Source organism: Variovorax sp. KK3 (assembly GCF_001984055.1).
Taxonomy (GTDB): domain Bacteria; phylum Pseudomonadota; class Gammaproteobacteria; order Burkholderiales; family Burkholderiaceae_C; genus Variovorax.
This window is the reverse complement of record NZ_LYVO01000008.1, coordinates 37,972-53,662: the sequence shown is the minus strand read 5'-3', so window position 1 is coordinate 53,662 and position 15,691 is coordinate 37,972. Positions and strand designations below refer to the sequence as shown.

At 66.6% G+C, this 15,691-nt stretch carries 20 protein-coding genes; 14 read left to right on the top strand and 6 right to left on the bottom strand.

The annotated features are described in order from the left end of the window. Positions 1-8 precede the first annotated feature (8 nt). From B0W80_RS06050 to B0W80_RS06035, 4 genes are all read left to right on the top strand, one after another. A complete protein-coding gene (locus tag B0W80_RS06050; protein WP_076998212.1) occupies positions 9-803 on the top strand; it encodes a hypothetical protein in 795 nt (264 codons plus the stop codon). Between the two features lie 4 nt (positions 804-807). After that, a complete protein-coding gene (locus tag B0W80_RS06045) occupies positions 808-1,710 on the top strand; it encodes a 1-acyl-sn-glycerol-3-phosphate acyltransferase (RefSeq protein WP_076998211.1) in 903 nt (300 codons plus the stop codon). A 68-nt stretch (positions 1,711-1,778) separates the two neighbouring features. After that, positions 1,779-2,678, top strand: a complete 900-nt coding sequence (locus B0W80_RS06040; protein WP_076998210.1) for a DUF72 domain-containing protein — start codon at positions 1,779-1,781, stop codon at positions 2,676-2,678. Positions 2,679-2,812: 134 nt separating this feature from the next. After that, positions 2,813-3,871 (top strand): class I SAM-dependent methyltransferase, encoded by a 1,059-nt coding sequence (locus B0W80_RS06035; RefSeq protein ID WP_076998209.1) that lies wholly within the window; start codon positions 2,813-2,815, stop codon positions 3,869-3,871. Here B0W80_RS06035 and B0W80_RS06030 read toward each other — a convergent pair. Beyond that, entirely contained in the window at positions 3,843-4,799 is a 957-nt protein-coding gene (locus B0W80_RS06030; RefSeq protein WP_076998208.1) for a LysR family transcriptional regulator, read from the bottom strand. The genes B0W80_RS06035 and B0W80_RS06030 overlap by 29 nt on opposite strands. A 93-nt stretch (positions 4,800-4,892) precedes the next feature. Here B0W80_RS06030 and B0W80_RS06025 point away from each other — a divergent pair, with 93 nt between their 5' ends. The 5 genes from B0W80_RS06025 (at position 4,893) to B0W80_RS06005 (ending at position 8,309) form a co-directional block, all read left to right on the top strand. Further along, the gene (locus B0W80_RS06025) at positions 4,893-5,873 is read left to right on the top strand and encodes a tripartite tricarboxylate transporter substrate binding protein (protein WP_083745213.1); all 981 of its coding nucleotides are present in this window, start codon (positions 4,893-4,895) and stop codon (positions 5,871-5,873) included. 31 nt (positions 5,874-5,904) lie between these two features. Then, on the top strand, positions 5,905-6,834 hold the full coding sequence (locus tag B0W80_RS06020) for an amidohydrolase family protein (RefSeq protein ID WP_076998207.1): 930 nt from the start codon (positions 5,905-5,907) through the stop codon (positions 6,832-6,834). An 81-nt stretch (positions 6,835-6,915) separates the two neighbouring features. Beyond that, a complete protein-coding gene (locus B0W80_RS06015; RefSeq protein ID WP_076998206.1) occupies positions 6,916-7,293 on the top strand; it encodes a PH domain-containing protein in 378 nt (125 codons plus the stop codon). A 14-nt stretch (positions 7,294-7,307) separates the two neighbouring features. Then, entirely contained in the window at positions 7,308-7,673 is a 366-nt protein-coding gene (locus B0W80_RS06010) for a hypothetical protein (protein ID WP_143684498.1), read from the top strand. Between the two features lie 120 nt (positions 7,674-7,793). Then, a complete protein-coding gene (locus tag B0W80_RS06005; RefSeq protein WP_143684497.1) occupies positions 7,794-8,309 on the top strand; it encodes a hypothetical protein in 516 nt (171 codons plus the stop codon). Between the two features lie 48 nt (positions 8,310-8,357). Here the strand turns inward: B0W80_RS06005 and B0W80_RS06000 are convergent, their stop codons facing one another. Both B0W80_RS06000 and B0W80_RS05995 read right to left on the bottom strand, forming a co-directional pair. Continuing rightward, entirely contained in the window at positions 8,358-8,636 is a 279-nt protein-coding gene (locus B0W80_RS06000) for a hypothetical protein (RefSeq protein ID WP_373038280.1), read from the bottom strand. A 149-nt stretch (positions 8,637-8,785) separates the two neighbouring features. Continuing rightward, on the bottom strand, positions 8,786-9,226 hold the full coding sequence (locus B0W80_RS05995) for an Imm50 family immunity protein (protein WP_076998203.1): 441 nt from the start codon (positions 9,224-9,226) through the stop codon (positions 8,786-8,788). A 323-nt stretch (positions 9,227-9,549) separates the two neighbouring features. On the opposite strand from B0W80_RS05995, the gene B0W80_RS05990 reads away from it, so the two are divergent. The 4 genes from B0W80_RS05990 to B0W80_RS05975 all read left to right on the top strand — a co-directional run bounded on the left by B0W80_RS05990 (position 9,550) and on the right by B0W80_RS05975 (position 13,216). Beyond that, positions 9,550-12,021 carry a DUF6351 family protein gene (locus B0W80_RS05990; protein ID WP_076998202.1) on the top strand — a complete coding sequence of 824 codons (2,472 nt, stop codon included), beginning with the start codon at positions 9,550-9,552 and terminating at the stop codon, positions 12,019-12,021. 118 nt (positions 12,022-12,139) lie between these two features. Continuing rightward, positions 12,140-12,301, top strand: a complete 162-nt coding sequence (locus B0W80_RS34740; RefSeq protein ID WP_143684505.1) for an RNA polymerase sigma factor — start codon at positions 12,140-12,142, stop codon at positions 12,299-12,301. A 43-nt stretch (positions 12,302-12,344) separates the two neighbouring features. Then, positions 12,345-12,848: an isoprenylcysteine carboxylmethyltransferase family protein gene (locus B0W80_RS05980; protein ID WP_218668873.1), complete on the top strand. Its 504-nt coding sequence runs from the start codon at positions 12,345-12,347 to the stop codon at positions 12,846-12,848. Between the two features lie 140 nt (positions 12,849-12,988). Beyond that, positions 12,989-13,216, top strand: a complete 228-nt coding sequence (locus tag B0W80_RS05975) for a hypothetical protein (RefSeq protein WP_076998200.1) — start codon at positions 12,989-12,991, stop codon at positions 13,214-13,216. Positions 13,217-13,493: 277 nt separating this feature from the next. Here B0W80_RS05975 and B0W80_RS05970 read toward each other — a convergent pair whose 3' ends face one another. From B0W80_RS05970 to B0W80_RS05960, 3 genes are all read right to left on the bottom strand, one after another. Beyond that, positions 13,494-13,850: a hypothetical protein gene (locus B0W80_RS05970; protein ID WP_076998199.1), complete on the bottom strand. Its 357-nt coding sequence runs from the start codon at positions 13,848-13,850 to the stop codon at positions 13,494-13,496. A gap of 70 nt (positions 13,851-13,920) precedes the next feature. Continuing rightward, a complete protein-coding gene (locus B0W80_RS05965) occupies positions 13,921-14,145 on the bottom strand; it encodes a DUF3820 family protein (RefSeq protein WP_076998198.1) in 225 nt (74 codons plus the stop codon). A gap of 18 nt (positions 14,146-14,163) precedes the next feature. Then, complete coding sequence (locus B0W80_RS05960) at positions 14,164-14,967, bottom strand: alpha/beta fold hydrolase (protein WP_076998197.1); 804 nt, start codon at positions 14,965-14,967, stop codon at positions 14,164-14,166. Between the two features lie 251 nt (positions 14,968-15,218). On the opposite strand from B0W80_RS05960, the gene B0W80_RS05955 reads away from it, so the two are divergent. After that, complete coding sequence (locus tag B0W80_RS05955) at positions 15,219-15,680, top strand: SRPBCC domain-containing protein (protein ID WP_076998270.1); 462 nt, start codon at positions 15,219-15,221, stop codon at positions 15,678-15,680. The last annotated feature ends 11 nt before the right edge of the window (positions 15,681-15,691 follow it).

The window sequence follows — 15,691 nt, the reverse complement described above, 5'->3', positions numbered from 1 at the left end:
GCACGCCCATGATCAGAAGAGACCGATCGCGCGCCGCCGAGAATCCCGAGTTGACGGCCCTGAAGCGCGGGGACGCCGAGGACAACCTCGCCTGGGGCGAGCGCGCCGTCGCCCAGATGCAGACCGGCGACCAGACGCAGTGGACCTACGTGGTGCTCCTGGGCGGCGACGACATGATGGCCTTTCGCCTGCGGCTCGCGCAGTCGCACCTGCGGCGCGACATGCTGCCTTCGTTCTGGTCGGACGCGATGCTGGTCAAGCTGGTGCGGCCGTCGCTGAAGGGCGCCACGGCCATCCACGTGCCGCTGATCCAGCCGGGGCCGCCGGCGTTCTCGACCAAGGTCAACGGCGTGGTCGAGGTGCCGATCGGCCGCTTCAAGGACGCGACCCGCTTCCCCAACATCGCGGTGATCGCGCTGCCGACACCGCAGGCGCAGATCCTCGAGCGCATCGAGGATTTCAAGCGCAGCCGATCGACGCTCGACGCGCTGGAGCACGTCATCCGCTGGCTGGCGTTTTCGTGGGGTGCCGCGCGCACGCCCAATCCGCTGCACGAGAACTACGGCATCCCGTCCGCGTGCATGCTGGAGATCGCCTGCGCCGCGGCACAATTCGACCTGACGCCGGGGCTCGAGTCGCGTGCGTCGTGCCCCGAGGCCATCTGGGCCGCGGCCCGGCACTGGCAGGACTACTACAAGAAAACCACCGAGGGCAACCGCTTCCCGCAGGGACGATACTGGACGCCGCATCGCTACCCCATCTTCGAGCCGGACGCGCCGCCGGCTCGCAAGGGTGGCCCATGAAGAGATGAGCACCACCGTCGCCCCATCGATCGAGACGCTGACCGAACTCAACATCGCCGACCTGCTGGATGCGATCGGCCTGCTGCGCCTGCGCGGCACGCCGCTGTGCCGCGTGCTGCGGCCCTCGGCCCGGCGCTTCGCGCGGACCGCGCACGAGTTCGACACGCGCGTCGGCGAGCATGGGCTGTCGAAGGGCAGTGCATGGCTGGTGAGCCGCATGACCTCGGGCATCCTCACCTCGGGCCTGGAGCACGTGCCTGCGCAAGGGCCTGTGGTCGTGCTGGCCAACCATCCCGGCATGACGGACACCGTGGCGCTCTTCACCAGCCTGGCGTGCCGGCCCGACCTGCGCGTGATCGCGCTCGACCGCCCTTTTCTTCGCGCCTTGCCCAACGTCGCGCGTCAGCTGATCTTTCTGCCCGAAGACGAAAGCGGGCACATGGCGGTGGTGCGGGCCGCCGCCCGGCATCTGCAGGACGGCGGTGCGCTGCTGACCTTTCCGGCCGGCGAGATCGAGCCCGACCCCGCCACCTTCGGCCCGGCGCGGGCCGCGGCGTCGCTGCTGAATTGGTCGAACAGCTACGCCTTGTTCGGCCGGCTCGCGCCGCACACGCGCTTCGTGCCCGCGCTCGTGAGCCACGTGATCTCTGCCGACGCGCAGCGGCATCCGCTCACGTGGCTGCGCCGCACGGCGCACGACAAGGAGAAGCTGGCCGCGGCGCTGCAGGTGGCGCTGCCGCGGTACCGTGACCTGGTGGCACGGGTCGAGTTCGGCGTTTCGCGCGAGGCCGGAACCCAGACGGCACAGGCGCTCAATGCAGCGATCACGGCACAGATGCGCGCGCTCATCGTCTCGGCGGTGGCCGCGCCGCGCGCCGCCCCGGAACCGCAAGCGCGGCTCGCCTGACAGCCCTCGGCTCGTGTGACCATCGCCGCGCCCTCACGAAGTTCGCCGCAGCCCGCCAGAATGCGCTCATGGACGACTATCTCGTGGGCACCGCCTCCTGGACCGACAAGACCCTGCTCGACTGCGGCCGCTTCTACCCGGCCGACTGCAAGACGCCCGAGGCGCGCCTTCGCTACTACGCATCGATCTTTCCGCTGGTGGAGGTGGACAGCAGCTACTACGCCATGCCCGCGCCCGCCACCGCGCAGCTGTGGGTGGAGCGCACGCCGCCGGCCTTCGTCTTCAACGTCAAGGCCTTCCGGCTCTTCACCGGCCACCTCACCGAGACCAAGGTGCTGCACAAGGACCTGCAGCCCGCGTTGGGCCTGGGCCGCAAGTTCGTCTACAAGGACGTGCCCGAGGAAATCCGCGCCGAGCTATGGAAGCGCTTTGTCGAGGCCCTGGCGCCGCTGCGACTGGCGGGCAAGCTGGGCCTGGTGCACTTCCAGTTTCCGCCGCGCCTCAAGTACGGCCCCGAGGCCCTGGCCCACATCGAGCGTTGCATCGGCTGGCTGCCCGGCCACACGCTGAGCATCGAGTTCCGCCACAAGTCGTGGTGGGACAGCCCCGAGCGCACCGCCAGCACGCTGGCCTTTCTGCGCGAGCACCAATTGGTGCACACCATCGTCGACGGCCCGCAGGGCGCCGACAACAGCGTGCCCGCCGTGTGGGAAAGCACCAACCCCGACCACCTGCTGCTGCGGTTGCACGGCCGCAACACCGACACCTACAACATCCGCGGCGCGGCATCGGCTGCCGAGCGCTTCGACTACGACTACCCCGACCCCGAGCTGCAGGAACTGGCTGCGGAGGTGGTGCGCCTGGCGTACAAGGCCAGGCACAAGCACATCATCTTCAACAACTGCGACGAGGACAAAGGGCAGCGCAACGGCATCAGCTTCTTGAAGATGCTGCTGGCTTACGGCTGAGCGCCGGCGCCGTAACCGCGGCGCAAGACCATCCGAATACCCGAGCGGAGCCCATGCTCCAGCGTGGCCCGGCCGCGTGCGTCATGCCGTGTGGCCGGGTTCGATCGTCCCTTCCCTCGGAAAGAGAGCAAGCCATGCAGATCGATGACAACAAACTCAATGCCCTGCTCGAAAGAATGGTCGGAGAATTCGGCGCCCTCGCCAGCGCACCGCTCGTGATGCTCGGCGACCGGCTCGGTCTCTACAAGGCCATGGCAGGCACCGGACCGGTCACGGTCGACCAGTTCAGCGAGCGCACCGGGCTGCGCCTGCGCTATGCCCAGGAGTGGCTCAACGCGCAGGCCGCGAGCGGCTTCGTCGACTACGACCCGGGCGCCCAGACCTTCACCCTGTCGCCCGAGGCTGCCCTCGTGTTGGCCGACGACACGAGCCCGGCCTTCATGGTCGGCGGCTTCGAGGTGCTGAGTTCGCTGTACATCGACCTGGACAAGGTGCAGAAGGCCTTCCGCGACGGTACCGGGCTCGGTTGGCACGAGCATCACCCGAGCCTGTTCTCCGGCACCGAACGCTTCTTCCGCGCCGGCTACAACGCCAACCTCGAACCCAGCTGGATCCCCGCGCTCGAAGGCATGCGCGAGCGCCTGGAGGCCGGTGCGCGCATGGCCGACGTCGGCTGCGGCTTCGGCGCGTCGACCATCGTGATGGCACAGGCCTACCCGGCCTCGACCTTCGTGGGCTACGACTTCCACGAACCCTCCGTCGTCGCCGCGCGCGAGCGCGCCGCCGCGGCAGGCGTGGCCGACCGCGTGCGCTTCGAGGTGGCCAGCGCCAAGAGCTACCCTGGCCGCGATTTCGACCTGGTGGCCTTCTTCGACTGCCTGCACGACATGGGCGACCCGGTCGGCGCCGCCACGCACGTGCGCGAAACGCTGTCGCCCGACGGCATCTGGATGATCGTCGAGCCCTTCGCCAACGACAGGCTGGAAGACAACATCAACCCGGTGGGCCGCATCTTCTATTCCGCGTCGACCATGGTCTGCACGCCCTGCTCGCTCTCGCAGGAGGTCGGGCTGGCGCTCGGCGCACAGGCCGGCGAGCGGCGGCTGGCCGACGTGGCCCGGCAAGGCGGGTTCAGCCGCTTCAGGCGGGCCACGCAGACGCCGTTCAACCTGGTGTTCGAGGCGCGACCTTAGGCAGGCGCCCCTTCGCCGAATCGGGCTCGGCGCCGAACTCCTCGACCATCAGCGCGCGCAGCCAGCGGTTGGCGGCATCGTCGTTGAAGCGCCGGTGCCAGTGCATGCGGATGACACTGGCCGGCACCGTGAACGGCAGCTTGCGGCTGACGAAGCCCCCGTGGCGCGAGAAAGCGTCTGCCAGCTGGCCCGGCACCACGGCCAGGAAGTCGCCAGCCTCCAGCAGGGGCGGGATCATCAGGTACGAGGGCAGTTCGACGCACCGGGGCCGCGCCAGGCCCTGCTGCGACAGCACCTGGTCGATGCGGTCCTGCACGCCCGAAGCTGCGCGCACCACCACCTGCGGTGATGCGGCGAAGCTGCGCAGCGTCACCGTCTTTTTTGCCAGCGGGTGCGTCGCCGCCATCAGCGCGACGTAGACGCGCTCGAACAGGCGTTGCTGAAACAACGAATCCGGCAGGCCCGGGTAACTGCCAACGGCCAGGTCGACCTGCCCCTCGGCCAGCGCAGGCGCGATCTCGTCCTGCTGCAGCGTCTTCAACGCCAACTGCACGCCGGGCGCCCTGGCACGTACCGCGCGCACCACCCGCGGCCACAGCACATAGGCACCCACGTCGGAATGAGCGATGCGGAAATCGGCACGCGCCGTCTTCGGGTCGAAGCTCGAGCTTTGCAGGATCCGGTCGGACACGCGCTCGATGATTTCCGCCACGGGCTCGGCCAGTTCGCTCGCGCGCGCCGTGGGGCGAAAACCCCGGCCGGTGCGAACGAACAGCTCGTCGCCCAGCAGCGCGCGCAATCGGCCCAGTGCCGTGCTCAGCGCCGACTGGCTCATGTTGAGTTCGCGTGCCGCCAGTGTTGCGCTGCGGTGCCGGAGCAGCGCGTCGAGCACGGGCAGCAGGTTGAGGTCGACCGACCTGATATCCATGCGGTGGATTCTAGAGTTCGCCCCGTTGCACTATTCAGAAATTCGCGCTGGGCCTACGCTGCACCCATTCGTACAAGAGATGGAGACACGTCGATGTTGCAGTTGCTCAGATGCGCCACGGCCTGCACGGCCTTCGCGTTCTTCATCGCCGGAACCGCGCCGGCCCAGGCCCAGACCAAGGCACCGGCCACGCCGATGACCATGGTCGTTCCGGCCCCGGCCGGCAGCGCGCCCGACATCGTCGCGCGGATGATCGCCGACGAACTGCAGCGCCGGCTGGGCCAGCCCTTCATCGTCGACAACAAGCCCGGTGCGGGCGGCATCGTCGCGGTGATGGCGGCCAGGTCCGCGGCGAACCGGGCCAACACCCTGCTCTTCGTGCACGCGGCCGTCGCCACCGTGACGCCCCTGACCTACCGCGCCGCGAAGTTCGACCTGGCCACCGACTTCGAGCCGGTCGTGACCGTGGCCGACACGCCCATGATGTTCGTGGCCAACCCGAGCGCCGGACCGAAGACGCTGGCCGACGCCATCGCGCAGGCGAAGGCCAAGCCCGACACCGTGACCCTCGGCAGCACCACGCGCGGCTCCGTCCCGCATCTGGCCGGCGTGCTGCTCGGGCAACTGAGCGGCGCGCAGTTCAACAACGTGCCCATGAGCGGCAGCGGCCAGGCGCTGCAGTCGGTGGTCGGCGGCGACACCGCCATGTCGGTGGACGGCATCGCGCCGCTGCTGCCGCTCGTCAAGTCCGGTCGCCTCCGCGTACTGGGCGTGACCGCCAACCGCCCCCTTGCCGGCCTGGAAGGCATGCCGCTCGCCAAGGACACCGTGCCGGGGCTGGAACTCACGGGCTGGTTCATGCTCTTCGCGGCCCAGGGCACGCCACCGGCACGGCTCCATGACATCAACGCGGCCGTGAACGCGGCGCTCAAGTCGCCCGAGTTGATACAGAAGCTGCAGGCCACGGCCAACTACCCGGTCGGAGGCTCGATCGACGATGCGCGCCAATTCCTTGCATCGGAGAAGAAGAAGCTGGCCCTCGCCGTTCAACAAGCCGGCCTGAAGGCCGAGTGACCATTCCGACAACCACTTGCAGGACCCGACCATGGCCGACGACTCACGACGCATCGACACCCACCAGCACATCGTGCCCCCGGCATACGCCGCCTGGCTCGACCAGCAGGGCATGCTGGCAGGCGGGCTGCCCATTCCTCACTGGAGTGCCGCAGGCGCGCTCGACCTGATGGACAGCGCCGGCATCGCCGCCGGCATCCTGTCGGTGTCGACGCCCGGCGTGCACCTGGGCGACGACGCACAGGCCCGCGCGATGGCACGCAAGGTGAACGAGTTCGCCGCGCAGGTGTCCCACGATCATCCGGGCCGCTTCGGCTTCTTCGCGACCCTCACGCTCCCCGACGTCGACGGCGCGCTGGCCGAGGCCGCCTACGCGCTCGACGAACTGGGCGCCGATGGCGTGGTGCTGCTGACCAACGTGCGCGGCACCTATCTCGGCGATGCGGCCATCGAACCCTTGATGGAGGAGCTCGACCGTCGCCGTGCCGTCGTGTTCGTGCATCCCTCCGAACTGCCCACGCCACCGGTGCCGGGCATCCCGCCCTTCGTCGCCGACTTCCTGCTCGACACCACCCGCGCCGGCATCAACATGTGCCGACGAGGCTGGATGGATCGCTTTCCCGGTGCGAGGATCATCCTGTCGCACGGCGGCGGCTTCATTCCCTACGCCGCCGAACGCATCGCCCGCATGTGCTCGCCGGACGGCGACCCCGTCAAGGGCATCGAGCAACTGCGGCGCTTTCATTTCGACACCGCGCTGTCGAGCAGCCCCTACGCCTTGCCGTCACTGCTGGCCTTCGCCGACCCGCAGCGCATCACCTTCGGCAGCGACTGGCCCTATGCGCCGAAGGAACGCTCGTTGCACTTCACGCGCCTCTTCGACGAGTTCGCGCTTCACCATGACGTGCGCGCTGCGATCGACCGAGGCAACGCCGAGGGGCTGTTTCCCCGCTTCGCCTGACGCCGGCCGGCGAATTTGCCCAACAATGCAGCCTGCGCATCCCGACGATGCGCGCCGACTCCACAGAAAAGGAACAAGGTCGTGGGACTGCTTGATGGAATGCTTGGCAACGCAGCCAAGATCGATGCGACAAAAATTCAACGCGAGTTCAGCCAGATCCTCGCGCCGGGCGAAATCGTGGAGCACGCATACCAGCTGATTCGCGACTACTTCGTCTTCACCGACAAACGCTTTGTGCTCGTCGACAAGCAAGGCATCACGGGCAGCAAGACCGAGTACCACTCGATCCCGTACAAGAGCATCACGCACTTCAGCATCGAGACGGCCGGCACCTTCGACCTGGATGCCGAGCTGAAGATCTGGATATCGGGCACGGCGGCGCCGATTCAAAAGCAGTTCAACAAGAAGCTGAGCATCTACGAGGTGCAGAGTGTATTGGCGAGTTATGTGTTGAAGTGAGCGTAGCCTCTGAGTTGACAGTGCTACTCGAATACCTACTCTTCGAATCTACCGACGAGGAAAGCGGCGCCTGCAGCTTCGACGCGATGGCATCGGTTCTGCCTGCTCGCGTCCCGGAACTGCTCCGTGAGGTGGAGGCCGTGCTGAACTGGGCGTGTCGCGAGTTCGGCGAACCGTCAGCGGTCCAGGAAAACGGCGAGTGGGACTTCGAGTTGCAAGCGGTCGGCGAGCACGATGCGCCGCTCAAGATTGCCTATGACTTGGCGCGCCAGCGGGTCGACGTGGCGCAGTCGCCCGGCAGAGTGACGATTGCTCTTACGGTGACTGGATCACCTGCCTTCGGGACGGCCTTCAGAGATCACTTCCCTGAGTCGGACTGATGCGTGGCGCCGAGGACATCCAGCATGTCCGCTTCGGGCCCACTGCAGTCAACCAGAGTCCTCGAAACCTGCCGTTCGCTCCGGATGCAGAATGACACATCCGACCTATTGGGAACACGCATGGCAGGCAAGAAGCGGGACCTGGTGGTTCACCTTGACGAGCAACTCGGCAAGGTCATCTTCTATTCAACTGATGTAGAGAACACAGCGGCGATTCGCGCGAAAGAGTTTGACGGGGTATGTCCCGAGGTGGCAATTCTTCGTGAAGGGTCTGCGGACGAGGCTGAGATGAAGCTTGGTCGCCTGGTCTTCTCCCTCATTGACCTGAACAACGCAACGAAGATCGGCATAAGGGACTACGAGGCCGAGGCTGACCATGCGCGAGCAGCATTTGTTGCGGAGTGCGAACAGCAAGCAGAGGCCGGCGACCCAGACGCGCAACACCAGCTCTTCATGGAGTTGCATCGCAAGGCCATGAGAGATCGCTCCTTGGTAGTCCTCGCGCGTGCCGAGGCTCTGCTGCGGATGTCTGCAGCGCAAGGACACGCTGGCGCAATCTCGATTCTTGAGGGTTGGCCTAACCTGAAGGCAGCTGCCGAGCGTCGTATAGCCAACGGCTCTTCCGGAGACACCTGAAATTGAAGTCGGCCCAAGGCCCGCTCATGGCCGTCTGGCGTCCGTCGCTCATTGAGCGCCTTCGAGGGCCGCGATGTATGGCAGGACTTGCGGATGGGCCTGAACCCACTGCTCGCCCAAGGACGTCGAAACGGAGTTCGAGCCGATGACGCTCGCGATTGACCCGTACTTGGACGCTGCCTGAAGCAGGACGTGCGCAGCATGCATCACGTTCTCGCTTGCAGCCGACTCCGGCTGACCAGCTTCGATGCCCCACTCCTTCTGAATCGCCGCGATGAGCTTGCCGGCGGCGGTCTCGAGAGGCGTTCGTGAACGTGTCATGGGCACAAATCTAACCTGCTTGTGAAGGTCTGGTTCTGGCCTGAATCTGCCGTCCGCTCGTGACGCCGAAGGGTCGTGAGCTGACTTCCAGTGACCCCTGCGGGGCGTAGAGAGCAGTCGTTCAGTTGCGCCTCAGGCGACTGTGACAGGGCCGATCAATCCGCGAAAGGTTCCACCTTAAGCACCGTAGCTTTGCGAGCGCTGAACTGTCCGCAGAACATATAGCAGTGCTCAAGCTCAATGTGCAGCGCCCGTGTGCAGCCGCCTGCATCCGGCACCAATTCAAGATTGAGCGACGACAGGACGTTCTGACTATTGAATCCTTCAAGCTCAAAATCGAACACGTCCTCGAACAACAGGTGAACAACCGAGTCGTGCTCAAGCACATAGCGCCCATCCACCATCTTCATCGTCCAGCCGCGCACATGAATTTCGACGGTCGGAACGTATGAACCCTGAGCATTCCGGTTCATTCGGTCGAGGACGAGACGATGCACTTCGCCATCGTGAAAGCTCGGCCATTGACCGAATCGCGAGAGCACCAATTCGTACCCCGAGAAAAATTTGTATGGCTCGGCGTCTAACTTCGTGTCCATTGCCCGTTCCGTCTCCGTCTAAGTTTGATAGCTGTCGATCATGGCAGGCAAGTCGATAGCGGTCTTGATCGAATGACGCCTTCTGGCCGAAATGCGCCGAACGTTGGTTCGTCAAGCTCTTCAAAGTGGCCCCCGACCGCCCCTCCCTCGCAAACCCTTAGTGGCCCGCCAAGTCATCCGACTGGCGCCCCAAAGATAGGCCCTGCCGCGCCCTTTCGCTCCAGTATCGCGATGCCCGCTGGCGCACGCCGCACCGCATGTCTTCTTCATGCCGCGCAACGCCACCCGACGAGCGCCCCGCATCGATACAAGGAGACAACGACATGCCGAATTTCACTCAACCCCGCCCGGGCGCTGCACGACGGACCTTTCGACTCGGTTCCGCGGCGGCGCTCGTCCTGTCGCTCGTCGCCTGCGGCGGAGGTGGCGGCGGCGGCGTGCCCTTCTTCCCGCTGCCTGCCGGCGACGGGCCCGGCACCGCCAAGATGGAACTGCGAACCCTGTCGACGCGCGCCGACCTCGTCAGCGGGGGCGATGTGCTGCTCGAGGTGCTGCCTGAAAGCGGCGATGCCACCGGCCTGAAGGTCACGTTGAACGGCACCGACATCAGCAGCGCGTTCGGCAAGCGCGCCGACGGCCGCATCACGGGGGTGGCCACCGGCCTGACCGTCGGCGCGAACACGCTCAAGGCCAGCACAAAGGCCAGCCGCGAAGCCACGCTCACGGTGACGAACGCGCCGCGCAGCGGGCCCGTGCTGTCCAGCGTGCAAACGACGCCCTTCGTCTGCGCCACACCGGCGCCGACGGCAGCGAGCACGTCGGCGCCGGGCACGAACGCCAGCGGCCTGTCGACCAACGCCACGGATGCGCAGTGCAGCATCGCCACCGAGTACAAGCTCTTCTACCGAACGCTGACGCCAGTTTCCGTGGCGGCGGGCGACGGCGGCTGTTCCTTCGTGCTGCCGGACCCGAGCCCGACCGCGCAGGGCACGTCGCAACCCACGCCCGCCAATTCCTGCCTGCAGCCCTACACGAAGGGCACGACGCCAGCAGGCTCCGTCGCGCTCACGACCACGACGACGGGGGCGCAAGTACCCTACATCGTGCGTGTGGAGCGCGGCACCATCAACCGCGGCATCTACGACATCGCCGTGCTCTTCGACCCCACGGCCGCCGCCTGGACCGCGACCGCGCCGCAATCGCAGTGGAACCGCAAGGTGCTGTACTCCTTCGGCGCCGGCACGGGCTTCCCGCGGCTCCAGTTCCGGTCGTCGCAGAACTGGGCCGACGACGCGGCACTGTCGCGCGGCTTCATGGTGGTCGACAACAGCATGACGGACTCCCAGCTCAACGGGAACCGCTATCTCAACGCCGAGACCACGCTGATGATGAAGGAGCACATCATCGACACCTACGGCGAGGTGCTCTACCTGATGGGCAACGGCGGGTCGGGCGGCGCCATCAACCAGAACAGCGTCGCGTCGATCCTTCCCGGCGTGATCGACGGCACGCAGCTCGGGGTCGACTTCGCCGATTCCGAGACGACGGCGATGGAGGTGATGGACTGCGTGCAGCTCGTCAACTTCTACCAATCCACGGCCTGGACGGCGCTGCAGGCCGGGCAGACGCCGACGCAGGTCAATGCCAAGAAAGCCGCCATCAACGGCCACCTGGACCACACCGCCTGCCATGGCTGGACGACCTTCTTCGGCGGGCTGCTCAAGGCCGGCAACTACACGCCGGTGGGCGTCGCCGACAACGCCACGGGCGCCATCGTCGCGACCGGTGCGCCGACCAACAACTGCCAGCTGCCGGCATCGCAGGTTTACGACCCGGTCGCCAACCCGACCGGCCCGCGCTGCGGCATCACCGATGGCGCCGTGGGCGTGTACGGAGCGACGGCCAACGCGCTGGCGTCGGGCGGGACGCGGGCGTTGAGCAACCTGGACAACGTCGGCATCCAGTACGGCCTCAAGGCGCTGCAGTCGGGCGCGATCTCCGCCGAGGAGTTCGTCACGCTCAACGAGCGCATCGGCGGGTCGGACACCGACGGCAAGCTGTCGACGGCACGCGCGGTGGCGGACACGGCGTCGCTCGCCATCGCCTACCGGGCAGGCCTGGTCTCGCCGGGCAAGAGCCTCGCCAACGTCGCGACGATCGACCTGCGCACCTACGACGAGACCTACAACCTGCCCATCGGCCAGGCGGGCATCCACCAGTACTGGCGCAGCTACTCGCACCGCGCCCGCATCGATGCGGCGGCGGGCGGCCACGCGAACCACGCCCTCTGGCGCTTCGGCCCGGCCGGCTCGGCGGCCACCACGACGCTGGATTCCTTCGTCGCCATGGACGCGTGGCTGTCGGCGCTCGTCGCGTCGAGCCCCAAGGACTGGACCAATGCGAGCCGCACGCAGCTGCAGGTCGCCGCTGCGCGACCGACGGCCGCAGCCGACCTGTGCTACCTGTCGACCGACCTGACCCGCACCACCAAGATCCTGGACCAGGCCACGTGCGACGCCGACCCGCTGCTGCGTCCGCAGCGCTCGCCGCGGCAGGTGGCGGGCGGGCCGCTGACCGAGGACATCCTCAAGTGCCAACTCAAGCCGCTGGCCACCGCCGACTACGCCCCGGTCACGTTCACCGGCGGCCAATGGTCGCGCCTGCAGACCGCGTTTCCGGGCGGCGTGTGCGACTGGAGCCGTCCGGGCGTCGGCCAGACCGAAACGGCGGCGCCGCTGACCTTCAAGGCAGGCGCGGGCGGTGTGCCGCTGGGGGAGCGTCCGGCGAGTTTTTGATGACTCGAACGCGGGCATCGGGCGGTTCGCCCCCCTCCTCTAGGCTGCTGCAGGGGAGTTGCTATCGCCACGACGCCTTGTTGAACCCTTTTCGACCGAACACCCCTCCTTGTCTACGATGCTCGCTGTGATCGGGCAGATCGAGGAGCAGCTCACCGTCGTCGAGGCGGCCGATCGCCTGGGCATCACCCGCGAAGCATGCAAGAGCCGTATTCATCGCGGCCGCGCTCTTCTACGCGAGTATCTGCAAGGCGATGGGTCGCGAGGGTACGCGGCCTGAGGGGGTCGGGATGAGATCGCAGCGACAAGTGTCGGGAACCGTCGTGCAACGAACCATCGCCGTCCTGGGCTCGGCGGCTTTCTTCGTGGTAGCCCCGTGCACGCTCGCGGGGCTCGTCCCATGGTCGATCACAGGTTGGCATGTGCAGCCGCCGTTCCTGGGTCTGGAGCTGATACGCGGCCTGGGCGCGGTGATGATTCTCGCGGGCGTGCCCGGGCTCGTCGACGCATTCGCGCGCTTCGCGCTGCTGGGTCTCGGCACTCCCGCGCCCATCGCGCCGCCCCAGAATCTCGTGGTGACCGGGCTCTACCGCCATGTGCGCAATCCGATGTACGTCGCGGTCACTGCCATCATCCTGGGTCAGGCGGCGCTGTTGGGCGATTGGCGCCTCATCGTCTATGGGGCGCTGCTCTGGCTCTTCTTCCACGTGTTCGTCGTGGCATACGAAGAACCCATGCTGGTGCAGACGTTTGGAAAAGAGTACGAGGCTTTCCGTGCTGCAGTCCCGCGCTGGATACCGAGGATGAGCCCGCGGCGGTCGAAATGATTGACGTCGCGTGACGCCCATGCCGCGCAGACCTCATCGGCGCAAGACCTTGTAATCGACGTCACAAAAAGAGCTGTGCATCGCAGCACGGCCAAGCGCTTTGCCACCGAATCACCGGGCCTGGCGGCAGTCCGTCACCCGTGTTCAATGCGCAACTGCCGCCCAACAACATCTTCGGCGCGCAAACCGACCCTGCCGTGGCGAACTACGCCCGTGACCTCGCGCTGGTGCCGAGCGCGGAACAGGGCTACTACCTCTTCGTCTACCCGCTCTCGACCGGCAAGCACAAGCTTCGCTGGATCGCACAGGGCTGCGCTGCCGGAGGCATGCAGGACATCACATACCACCTAACCATCGCTGGCAGGTAGCGCCGGGGTACGTAGAGGCCTTTGCCCTCCGGCCTGACTTCCGATCGGATGGAAGAAGGCTCCCGAGGCTTGCGCCTCGGGAGTAAATCCACCAAGGGAGGTGGAGGAGACAACCGGTCCAAGTCGGTGCGCTTCCGCCGCAGGACGCGCTTGGATGAGGATTCGATGCAAGCAGCGTGCCATCTCATCGATAACGGCCACGCTCGCGTGCAATCACGGACTCGGCGCAGGCGGGTCACCGTTCAGGCGGAGGCAGCGCGATGCTGCATCAGATGCCTCAGGATCGGGTCTTTTCGACGTGCGTGAACGCCACTGTTCCCAAAAGGCGCATGAAGTCGCCTTTGGCCGGTGTGACGAAGCAATGGGTGGTGCGCGCGCTCAGATCCACGACATGCACGACCGTGGACCCGATGTGCTCCCGCCATGTCAGCAGCGCGAACCCGTCGCGCAGCAGCTTGCCCTCGTAGTCGACACGATCGGCGAACCCGGCGTTGTCGCCGTTGACCACTGTCAGGTCGAGTTCTCGTCGATCGCGGAAATCAAGCCTCACTTGAAAGCGCGGCAAGTCGATGAGCCAGATGGCGCCAGCGGAAAAAATGCGATGCGGATCCGGCATGTCGTACGGGGCGTCCATGCGGCATGTTGACCCTTGAAGTCGATCGACGCAACTGCCGGCGCTGCGACCAGCCGCCGGCAGCGGCCGCTCATCGCCCGGCCCGGTGCGCTTCCCGAAGCGGTTCCAGCAAATGCTTGAGGCCGTTGTGGTCGATCTCGTGCATCAAGGCGAGAAGACGGCCGAGTTGCCCCTTCGGAAATCCTTCGCGCGCGAACCAGTTCAGGTAGTTGCCCGGCAGGTCGGCGATCGGCGTTCCCTTGTATTTGCCATAGGGCATTTCGGTCGTCAGCAACAGGTCCAGCGGCAATTCCATGCGCGGGATTGTCGTGCTTCACGCCGCCTCGCCGACCGGTGCCGGCACGAGCCATTCGGGCAGATGCTGTCGCACGCGAGCGGCATGCGTCATCGGCCCCATGTGCCCGAGCCCGGGAAGCTCGACCACGTCGGCGTTCGGCAGGATGTCGGCCAGGATCGCGACGATGCGGCGCACCGGCGCGGGCGAGGCGCTGCCGCACAGCAAGCGCACCGGCATGTCGAGCTGCGCGAAGCGCGCCGTCGGCGTCGTATCGCCGAAGGCCGCCTCGAACTCCGCCGCCACCTTCGGCATGTTGCTCACGATGACTTGCTGACGGCGCTCGTCGAGCGACTGGAACGAGCCGGGGCCCGACCAGTAGTCGACGAACATCGAAGCCGCGTCGCGCCAGCGCCCGGCGACCACCCACGAGATCAGCATGCGGCCGACCGACACGATCTGGTCGCGCTCGTCGACGGCGTCTTCGCGATGGAACAGCACTGCGAATCGGCTCGGCTCGTACATCGTGAGGGTGCGCACGCGGTGCGGCCAGCGCAGCGCGATTTCCATCGCCACCGCAGCGCCGTAGGAATGGGCGAGGAGATGAACGCCTTCCGGATGCGCATGGAGATACGGCTCGAGGTGGCGGGCTTCGGCCTCGAAGGATGCCGGTGCGCCGACCGGCCAGCATTCGCCGCGACTGCAGCCCAGGCGGTCCGGCATCGCGACGTCGAGATGGACCGGGATTGCTTCGAAGAGGGGAGCCCAGAAGCGACCGACCGTCGCACTGCCGTGGACGCAGAGCAAGCGGGCTTCAGGCGCAGAGGCATGGGACGTGTACATGGTTGCTTCCTCGACTCGAGTGGTTGTGGCGATGTGCTGATTCTTCGGCCATGCGCTGCTGCAACCCATGAGGCGCTGGTCCCAGGAACATGGAAGCCGACGACGTTCGAGCCTCGCGGACCCGGGACTACGGTCCGGGGTCGGCAGGTCCACCGGCGCTGCGATCGCCCACCCGGAAGAGATGGACACGCATCGCAGCACGGGAAGTACGATGGCGCCACCCCTTCGATCCTGCACGGAGCTCGATGAACATGACCTCTTCGTCCACCCCCGCCGCCAAGGCCGAACTGCTGATCCACGCCAGCGCGCAGCGTGCCTTCGATGCCTTCGTCGAGCCCGACCAACTGGCGCAGTTCTGGCTGGCCCGCAGTTCAGGGCCGTTGGCGCCAGGCGCCACCGTCGACTGGGAATTCATGGTTCCGGGCGCACACGAAACGGTCGTCGTGAAAGCCTTCGACCGCCCCCGTCACCTCGGCTTCGACTGGTCCGACGGTGTGCATGTCGATCTTCGGTTCAAGGACCAGGCACCGAATGCCGTCGTGGTGACAGTGGCTGCCAGCGGGTTCGCCGATGCGGATACGGCCATCGGCGCGACCGAAGGCTTCACCCTCGTGCTGTGCGACCTGAAGATCTGGTTGGAGTCAGGCCGCTCGCCCGGCCTGGTGCGCGACAAGGCAGCGCTGCTCGCGCAGCAACTCGGACAGGGCAAGTAGTGGCGCACGCC

Coding starts and splice junctions, on each gene's coding strand:
- B0W80_RS06035 (WP_076998209.1), top strand. CDS start 2,813: ATGCAGATCGATGACAACAAACTCAATGCCCTGCTCGAAAGAATGGTC.
- B0W80_RS06030 (WP_076998208.1), bottom strand. CDS start 4,799: ATGGATATCAGGTCGGTCGACCTCAACCTGCTGCCCGTGCTCGACGCG.
- B0W80_RS06045 (WP_076998211.1), top strand. CDS start 808: ATGAGCACCACCGTCGCCCCATCGATCGAGACGCTGACCGAACTCAAC.
- B0W80_RS06040 (WP_076998210.1), top strand. CDS start 1,779: ATGGACGACTATCTCGTGGGCACCGCCTCCTGGACCGACAAGACCCTG.
- B0W80_RS05965 (WP_076998198.1), bottom strand. CDS start 14,145: ATGGAATTGCCGCTGGACCTGTTGCTGACGACCGAAATGCCCTATGGC.
- B0W80_RS05990 (WP_076998202.1), top strand. CDS start 9,550: ATGCCGAATTTCACTCAACCCCGCCCGGGCGCTGCACGACGGACCTTT.
- B0W80_RS06025 (WP_083745213.1), top strand. CDS start 4,893: ATGTTGCAGTTGCTCAGATGCGCCACGGCCTGCACGGCCTTCGCGTTC.
- B0W80_RS06050 (WP_076998212.1), top strand. CDS start 9: ATGATCAGAAGAGACCGATCGCGCGCCGCCGAGAATCCCGAGTTGACG.
- B0W80_RS06005 (WP_143684497.1), top strand. CDS start 7,794: ATGGCAGGCAAGAAGCGGGACCTGGTGGTTCACCTTGACGAGCAACTC.
- B0W80_RS34740 (WP_143684505.1), top strand. CDS start 12,140: ATGCTCGCTGTGATCGGGCAGATCGAGGAGCAGCTCACCGTCGTCGAG.
- B0W80_RS05970 (WP_076998199.1), bottom strand. CDS start 13,850: ATGGACGCCCCGTACGACATGCCGGATCCGCATCGCATTTTTTCCGCT.
- B0W80_RS06020 (WP_076998207.1), top strand. CDS start 5,905: ATGGCCGACGACTCACGACGCATCGACACCCACCAGCACATCGTGCCC.
- B0W80_RS05995 (WP_076998203.1), bottom strand. CDS start 9,226: ATGGACACGAAGTTAGACGCCGAGCCATACAAATTTTTCTCGGGGTAC.
- B0W80_RS05960 (WP_076998197.1), bottom strand. CDS start 14,967: ATGTACACGTCCCATGCCTCTGCGCCTGAAGCCCGCTTGCTCTGCGTC.
- B0W80_RS05955 (WP_076998270.1), top strand. CDS start 15,219: ATGACCTCTTCGTCCACCCCCGCCGCCAAGGCCGAACTGCTGATCCAC.